This window comes from Dokdonella sp. (assembly GCF_035703485.1).
Lineage (GTDB): Bacteria > Pseudomonadota > Gammaproteobacteria > Xanthomonadales > Rhodanobacteraceae > Dokdonella.
In genome coordinates this window covers 1-7,434 of record NZ_DASSYD010000150.1, presented here as the reverse complement: position 1 = coordinate 7,434, position 7,434 = coordinate 1, and the positions used below count along the sequence as shown (strand labels likewise).

Annotated in this window: 8 protein-coding genes; 2 read left to right on the top strand and 6 right to left on the bottom strand. The window is 58.5% G+C overall.

The window, feature by feature from the left end; translation table 11 throughout:
* The 3 genes from VFN25_RS11750 to VFN25_RS11740 all read right to left on the bottom strand — a co-directional run.
* A partial coding sequence (locus tag VFN25_RS11750; protein ID WP_325142112.1) for a GIY-YIG nuclease family protein occupies positions 1–173 on the bottom strand: 173 nt, incomplete at its 3' end.
* Positions 174–1,074: 901 nt separating this feature from the next.
* Positions 1,075–1,707, bottom strand: a complete 633-nt coding sequence (locus tag VFN25_RS11745; RefSeq protein ID WP_325142110.1) for a TetR/AcrR family transcriptional regulator — start codon at positions 1,705–1,707, stop codon at positions 1,075–1,077.
* Between the two features lie 29 nt (positions 1,708–1,736).
* On the bottom strand, positions 1,737–1,994 hold the full coding sequence (locus VFN25_RS11740) for an acyl-CoA-binding protein (RefSeq protein WP_325142108.1): 258 nt from the start codon (positions 1,992–1,994) through the stop codon (positions 1,737–1,739).
* Between the two features lie 202 nt (positions 1,995–2,196).
* Between VFN25_RS11740 and VFN25_RS11735 the strand changes: the two genes are divergently transcribed.
* Complete coding sequence (locus VFN25_RS11735; protein WP_325142106.1) at positions 2,197–4,191, top strand: SDR family oxidoreductase; 1,995 nt, start codon at positions 2,197–2,199, stop codon at positions 4,189–4,191.
* 56 nt (positions 4,192–4,247) lie between these two features.
* Here the strand turns inward: VFN25_RS11735 and VFN25_RS11730 are convergent, their stop codons facing one another.
* The 3 genes from VFN25_RS11730 to VFN25_RS11720 all read right to left on the bottom strand — a co-directional run bounded on the left by VFN25_RS11730 (position 4,248) and on the right by VFN25_RS11720 (position 6,654).
* Positions 4,248–4,937: a phasin family protein gene (locus tag VFN25_RS11730; RefSeq protein WP_325142105.1), complete on the bottom strand. Its 690-nt coding sequence runs from the start codon at positions 4,935–4,937 to the stop codon at positions 4,248–4,250.
* A 128-nt stretch (positions 4,938–5,065) separates the two neighbouring features.
* On the bottom strand, positions 5,066–6,379 hold the full coding sequence (locus VFN25_RS11725) for a patatin-like phospholipase family protein (RefSeq protein ID WP_325142103.1): 1,314 nt from the start codon (positions 6,377–6,379) through the stop codon (positions 5,066–5,068).
* Positions 6,379–6,654, bottom strand: coding sequence for a polyhydroxyalkanoic acid system family protein (locus tag VFN25_RS11720; RefSeq protein ID WP_325142101.1), 276 nt, complete (start codon positions 6,652–6,654; stop codon positions 6,379–6,381). The genes VFN25_RS11725 and VFN25_RS11720 overlap by 1 nt, the downstream gene beginning before the upstream one ends.
* Positions 6,655–6,934: 280 nt before the next feature.
* On the opposite strand from VFN25_RS11720, the gene VFN25_RS11715 reads away from it, so the two are divergent.
* Positions 6,935–7,434, top strand: a 500-nt coding sequence (locus VFN25_RS11715) for an FHA domain-containing protein (protein WP_325142099.1), incomplete at its 3' end; no start/stop codon positions are given.

Here is a 7,434-nt window from a genome sequence, read left to right as displayed (position 1 = left end):
ATGCGCGGTTGCAGGGCCGGCTTGAGGAAATAGCTGCCGACGCGCTTTTTCAGATTTCCGGCCTTGCCAACGTAAAGCAGGTCGCCCGCCGCACCGAGCATGCGGTAGACACCGGGCGCACTGCTCAGATTGGCGACAAAGGCTTTGCCGTCGAAGGGGAGTTCATCCTGCATGGTGGGATTGTGGCGTCGAACGCTGGAATCGCAAGCCGTTTCGCGAAACCGGAACCTGGTAGCGGATTTTCTGCTGCGGCAGAAGCAAGCGCGCCATCCCGGAGCTTTGGCACGCTCATGATGGGCTCGGCTGTGTCGAGAGCGAGTCCGGGCTCCTTGATGTTTACGCCGCTTCGCGGCGCGGCATCCCTGCCGGGGTTTCACTCGCCTCCCGGCGAGCGAGTCACTTTTCTTTGCTTGCTCAAAGAAAAGTAACCAAAAGAAAGAGCACCCCGATACAGCGGTCTACGGGCATCCTGCCCTCCGACTACGCAACGCGACTCCGGGGTTCGCCGACAGTCCATCCATGGACTGGCGTCGAACTGGGCGCAATCCATTGCGCCCACCCTGCGGGCAATCCCTGCGTCACGTTGCCGCTGCATAGGGGGCCCGGTTACTGCGCATCCTGCGCAGCCAAGCAAAATCGGATTCCCGCAAGCTCGCGCTTTTGGCTTTGGCTTTGGCTTTGCTGTTCGCTTTGGCGCGCACGATGCCCGCTTAACGGGGCCCCTCGATCGCGGCGAGGCTGTGGAGGCGACTGCATGGATGCAGGAGGTAGGGCAACGCAGGAGCAGTTGCCGAAATTGTCCGAAGGATGGCCCACACGATGTGGGCCAGTTCGATGTCAGTCCAATGGACTGTCAGCGAACCCCGGAGCGGCCTCGCGCACCCGAAGCACAGGGATTGTGCGTAGGGCGCGATCGCGGGGTGCCTTTCTCTTGGCCACGCAAGAGAAAGACACTCGCTCGCCCGGAGGCGAGTGAAAAAGCGCAGGATGCCGCGCCGCGAAGCGGCGTAAAGATCAATACCCAGCTTAACTTTTGCGCCAATCAGGTTTTCCTCTGAGAGGCCCGACTAGCGGTCAGCGCAAATAAGCGCTGGCCAGCGTATTCAGGTGTAAGCGCTCGGAATCACGCAGGAACGGTGCAATCAGCATCATGACCTGGTGGATGCCGCGGCCGACATCCATCTGTCCCGATTCGTTCTTGCCATGACGCACGGCGTCGAAGTTGAGCCAGAAAGTGGCGACGAGGACGATGTTCTCTGCGGTTGCGTTGATTTCATCGGCACTGGCGCGAAAGATTTCGGCTGCGGCAAGGCCGCGCATGATGCTGGCGGCATTGCCCGAAGCGCGCTTGAGAATCCTCGAGAAGTGCATGCGCAACTTGCGATTGCGCGAGAGGATATCGACCAGATCGCGGTAGACAAAGCGATAGTCCCACATGCATTCGAAGATCTGATGCAATTGCAGCCAGACATCTTCGAGGTTGGGCAGGCGATCATCGGGAGTAACCAGGGCTTCATCAATGCGCTGTTCGTAACGTGCGAACAGGTGACCGATGATGTCGTCCTTGTTTCGATAGTGGTAGTACAGATTGCCCGGGCTGATGCCGAGTTCGTCGGCAATGTGATTGGTCGTGACGTTCGGCTCGCCCTGGGTGTTGAACATGACCAGGGCGGTTTCAAGTATGAGTTCGCGGGTTTGTCGCGCCATCGGAATTTCCGTGCGAAGTGGCGCGGTGGTCAGGCGCGGAGCTTGGCGACCAGATCAACGTACTTCTGCATGGCTTCATCCTTGTCGGTGCCCTGAAGCTTGGCCCAGGCCTCGTACTTGGCAGTGCCGACAAAATCAAAGAAGCCGGGTTTCGGGCCGGAAACATCGCCATCGGCACCCTGCTTGTAGAGTGCGTACAACTTCAACAGCGTGTCATTGTCCGGACGTTCGTCCAGCTTCTTGATGTCTTCTGCAGCTTTTTCGAAGCTGGTTTGAAGCTTTGACATGGTTTTCAGCCTGATTGGACGCGCCCCCTGCGCTGGAACTTTCTATCATGCACGTATCAGGCGGTCAACGCGATCCAGGGCGACGGCGCAACGCACGTGGCAACGATTCGTAGGGACGATTATGCTGTCCATACGGTGGCGTCCGTGATTGTCTGACTTTGTGGGTTCGCTACGACTCTTTCAACCTGGAATGGAGTGGGAAATGACATATTTCGTGACCGGCGCAACCGGCTTCATCGGTCGTCACTTGCTTGAGAAGTTGTTGCTGCGAAAGGGCAAGATCTATTGTCTGGTGCGCAAGGAGTCGATGGGCCGCTTCGAAGAGCTTTCCGAGCGATTGGACGCCGGCAAGGATCGACTCATTGCCGTCACTGGCGATCTCGCCAAACCTCGTCTCGGCGTGACCCCGGCCAGGATCAAGGGCATGAGCGGAAAGATTACCCACTTCTTTCATCTGGCCGCGCTCTACGATCTTTCGGCCGACGAGGCCAGTCAGGTTTCAGCAAATATCGACGGCACCCGTCATGCCGTGCAACTGGCTGAGGCTCTCAAGGCGGGATGTTTCCATCACACCAGTTCGATCGCCGCCGCCGGACTTTATCCAGGAGTCTTCCGCGAGGACATGTTCGAGGAAGCGGAAGGTATCGACAATGTGTATTTCCGCACCAAACACGAATCCGAAGGCATTGTGCGCAAGGAGTGCAAGCGACCCTTCCGCATTTACCGGCCCGGTATCGTCATCGGCAATTCAAAAACCGGTGAAATGGACAAGATTGATGGTCCGTACTACTTCTTCAGTCTGATCAAGAAGCTGCGCCAGATGCTGCCGCCGTGGATGCCGACGGTGGGGCTTGAGGGCGGTCGTCTGAATCTGGTGCCGGTCGACTGGGTGGCGGCGACCATGGATCACATTGCCCATGTGCCCAAGCTCGATGGCCATTGTTTTCACCTGACCGATCCTGCGCCGCGACGTATCGGAGAGGTTTTGAACATCTTTGCGCATGCGGGTCATGCGCCGAAGATGAGCATGCGTATCGATGCGCGCTTGTTTGCCTTCATTCCGAGCGCGATTCGTCAGGCGCTGTCGAACCTGCCGCCCGTTCGCCGCATGCTGGGCGCGTTCATGCGCGACTTCGGCATTCCGGCCGAGATCATGCGTTTTATCAATTATCCGACACGCTTTGATACGCGCGAAGCCGATCGTGCCTTGCGTGGATCGAAAATCAAGCTGCCGAAACTGCAAACCTATGCCTGGCGGCTTTGGGACTACTGGGAGCGTCATCTCGATCCAGCCTTGTTCGTCGATCACTCACTGTCGGGCAAGGTCCGGCGCAAGGTTGTCGTTATCACTGGCGGCTCTTCCGGCATCGGCAAGGCGGTGGCGCTCAAGGTCGCAGCCGCAGGGGCCAAGGTGATCATCTGTGCACGTGGCGAGGATGAACTTGCCGCCGCGAAGATCGAAATCGAGAGCGCTGGTGGAAGCTGCCACACCTACAAGGTTGATCTTGCCGATCTGGCCTCGTGTGACAGTTTCGTCAAACAGGTCATGAGTGAGCACGGCGGTGCCGATATCCTGATCAACAATGCCGGCCGATCAATCCGTCGCGCGATCGCATCGAGCTACGATCGTTTCCACGATTTCGAGCGCACCATGCAGCTCAACTACTTCGGATCGCTGCGTTTGATCATGGGCTTTCTGCCGAAGATGACCGAGCGCCATCGCGGTCACATCATCAATATCTCCTCGATCGGTGTGCTCACCAATGCACCGCGGTTCTCGGCGTATGTATCGTCGAAAGCCGCACTGGATGCGTTCTCGCGTTGTGCCCAGGCTGAATTCTCCGACCAGGGCATCAACTTCACCACGATCAACATGCCGCTGGTCAAGACGCCGATGATTGCGCCGACCAAGATGTACGATTCAGTACCGACCCTGAGCCCGGAAGAAGCGGCCGATCTGGTTGTCGGGGCGATCATCGAGCGGCCGGTTCGTGTCGCCACGCGCACCGGCATCTTTGCCCAGTTGTTCTATTCAGTTTCGCCGCGCGCCTACGAAATCGTCATGAATACGGCTTTCCGCCTGTTCCCCGACTCGTCTGCAGCCAAGGGCATCAAGGGCGTGCGTCAGGAAATGCAACAAGGTCCGTCATCGGAACAAGTGGCCTTCGCCGCCCTCATGCGTGGTGTGCACTGGTAATACGAACAAAAAAACCCTCGCCAGCAAATGGCGAGGGTTTTTTTCGATGGTGCAGCTTACTTGGCCGCTTTCTTTTTCGCCGCGGCCTTTTTTGCCGGTGCCTTCTTCGCTACCGATTTCTTTGCAGCAGGCTTGCTGGCCTTGGCCTTTCCGGATTTTTCACGGACTTGCTTGATCTGTGCGGATTCAAGCTCGCGTGCCACGTCGGCCAGCTCGTCCTTGATCCGCTTCACCGAACGTGTCGCGCCACTCTTGGCAGGTGCCGTGCGGGCGGCTGATTTGGTCGCGGGCTTTGCTGCGCTCCGGGCGACCGGCTTGGCGTTGAGTTTGTGTACTTCCTTGGAAAGCTCTTCAACACGTGCGGTCAGTGACTTGAGCTCCTTGCTGCCGGGGACGCCGAGTTGGTCGAGTGCACGTGCGACTCGATTCTCGAAGACCTTTTCAAGTTTGTCCCAGGTCTCCTGGCTGCGCTCCTTGACCTGACCAACGGCCGCTTCAACGGCGCCTCGTGCGACGTCAGCCTTGCCAGCAGTCAGCTTGCGGGTCTTCTGTTCGAGAGAGACACCTTCGCGGACCAGCGCTTCAAACAGGCGAGTGCCTTCATCCTGAGCCTTGCCAAATGCGCCAAGGCCGGCCAACCAGATGTGCTGGGCGGATTCGACAATCGTTTTTCCACCGGCGCGCGCCGGCGCTTTGCTGGCGGCAGGTGCGGCTTTGGACTTCAGCTTCGGTTTCGATTTGGACATTGCAAATTCCTTCAAGGGGCTGGGCACGGGATGCCCGGTCGGTGGCGCATGATAAACCTGCTTGCTAGAGCAAGTAATCCACGATTGCGAACGCCATCGGAGCCGCGTTGCCAGAAAAGGTTGTCGGATCAGGAGCGCGCTGGTGGGGAGGTCTCTCGTTTGGCCCGGTCGGAGGCTCGGGCAGGCGTCTTGCGCTTTGCCTTGGCCGGTCGCCCACGTTCGATCGCCAGGTCGAGTTCATCAAGTGCACGATGCAGGCGTGATGTCGCCTGCGAACGTCGCGGTGGTTTGCTCGTGATACTGCCAAGCAGGGTGCGTCCAGAGTCGTCCAGCACGTGTGCGCGGAGCTTCAGTCCGTGCCGCTTCAGAATCGGTGAAAGCTTGCGTCGATGAACGCGCAAATCGTTCAGCGTTGATTGATAGGCATGTTCGGCAAGTCGCTCGCGATGGGTGAAGCTGAAGACATTGGTGAAGAACATGTCGGAGTCGTCGTTTTCCGGCTCGATCAAAAGCAGGTCGGATCCGCTGTACTTGCTTTCGTATTTTGGAATGCTGGCCTGCATCCGCGACTGCAGCAAAGTGCGGAACATCTGTGACAGGACGGTCGGCAAACCGCCCTCGATCAGGCTGGCGGGCGAGTTCTTGTCGAGTGCGCTGGCGTGCGTGGTATTGATCGGTACCAGCGGATTGATTGCAATAACCAGGTCGGCACCCGCCTCCATCGCGACTGACGCGTGAACGGTGTGACGGAGTGCCCCATCGACAAAATACTTGCCGTTGATGGCCACCGGCGGATACAGGCCGGGCAGGGCCGAGCTGGCTTCGATGGCTCGTGAAATGGGCACATCGTCGTAGCCCTCGGTACCAAAGCGCACGGCTTGGCCACTGTCGAGCTCTACCGCTACGACAACGAGCTTGCGTTCGAGCTCGCGAAAATCATTGCTGCGACCGTGTGCGGTGAAGGCCTCGCGGAGAAAGCGCTCGATGGCTTCGTTGTCGAACAACCCGGTCGGCAGCAAGCTGCCCAGCTTGAGCAGGCTGTCGGAGACACGCAGATTGAAGGGATGGCGGGCAAATTCGGCAAGGCCGCTCAACAACAGGCGCGGGGCTCCGGACAATCGCCGCAGGTACTCGTAAATGGCGGGCCGAACGAAATTTTCCGGGCGAAAGCTCAACTGATCGGAATCACCGCTGATGAAGATTCGGCACATTTCCGCCGTGGTCAGGCGGTTGGCCAGACTCGCGGCAACATAGGCTCCCGAGCTGATGCCGACATAAACATCGAGTGCGTTCATGTCGAGGCCTTCGATGGCATCCTCGAGAGCGCGAACTGCACCGATCTCGAAAATCCCGCCAATCGGACCGCCGCCGGCGACGGCCAGGCCGATCTGCGGACGGCGAGCTTTGGTCAACGGTTTGCGCGCGGTCTTGATAACCAGCATCAGACTATCTGCTCATCGAGGTGACGATTGATCTCGCTTTCAATCATCGGTTTCATCATGCCCATGACAAATCCCAGATTGGCGAAGACGTGAACCTCGCCTTTTTCCAGGGCGATGTGCCCATCAACGCCACTGCGTGAGAAGTTCATCGTGTTGCCTTCCCAGCCGCAATCGAGATCAAATTCCTTGGCGATGGACTTGGCCAGCTTGTTGACGGCCTTGCGTGCTTCGCTGTTCGAAAGGTGATGTTTGCGGCGAATATCGATTTGCGCCATGCATTTTCTCCGGTTCCGCCAACACGTGCGCGTTGTGCGACAGCCGCTATGATGCACCAGTAGCAGCAAGGGTAGAAACCTTCCTCCTGCCGGTTTCGCAGTCTGGCGTGGTTACTCACGAAAGCGCCGCCACCGGCATGCACGACGATCCCGTCCGGGTTCCGTTCTCTCTCGCGCGCGAATCGCCAATCCGGAGTCCGCGGGTACCTCCCGGATTCAGGCAGGTGTCAGCTTTGCCTCATCCTGCTAAAGTGCGGTCACCTTCATCATTCCTGCACTGATGCGACTAAGCTTTTCCAATGGGGAACATGCGGATGTGCTCGTCGATTGCGGCGTAACCGGCATTGGATCGGCGCAGGACAATGCGATTCGGCTGGAATCCAGTGGCGTCAAGCCGTGGCATGCGAGATTGGTCATCGACAAGCGCGGTGTCATCCTCGAGGTTCTGGATACCGAGGCACGCACTCACGTCAATGCAAGGCCGATCGTCGAAAAAGCGTTGCTCAGACTCGGCGACGTGGTCAATCTTGATGATGTCGCAGTCACACTCAAGCCCGACAGCGATGATGCCATTGACCGGCGAATTCCGTCCGACGCGACCAAGGGCAACGTTTCGGCCGAGGTCTCCCGAGTTGTGCTGCGTGGCGTTTCCGGGGTTCATTACGGCAAGACCATCAGTGTCGGCGAGCAACTGATCATCGGCAATGGCAGTCGTGGACTGGATATCGATGAACCGGAGATGGGCGAGCGGCATGCCGCCATCAATGCCACAGACGAGGC